1 protein-coding gene is annotated in these 261 nt (G+C 55.9%); it reads right to left on the reverse strand.

Features of this window, described 5'->3' with window-relative positions; translation table 11 throughout:
* Positions 1-196, reverse strand: a 196-nt coding sequence (locus tag OHL23_RS28565) for a hypothetical protein (RefSeq protein ID WP_263355504.1), incomplete at its 3' end; no start/stop codon positions are given.
* Positions 197-261: the final 65 nt, after the last annotated feature.

The following is a 261-nucleotide window of genomic DNA, read 5'->3' on the forward strand; positions in this document are numbered from 1 at the left end:
TTCCGTTGTTAACAATGGTGGCTGAAAACTCATCCCCGCTGCCGAGGTTGATCCCGGACGGAGCCATGTCGGTGCTTGGAATCGGGTTGTAAGCGCCCGCCGCCCAATTGTCCGGGTATTGATCTGGACCGTAATAGTACCCGGTCATGCTCTGGGTTCCGGTGCTGGTGGCGTAGTTGTACATGTCGAATTTCACAAGAAATCCGTTAACCGCGGGCAGGCCAGGATATGGGCAAACGACAGGATTGACCTCCAGGTGGC

It is taken from the genome of Acidicapsa acidisoli (assembly GCF_025685625.1).
Lineage (GTDB): Bacteria > Acidobacteriota > Terriglobia > Terriglobales > Acidobacteriaceae > Acidicapsa > Acidicapsa acidisoli.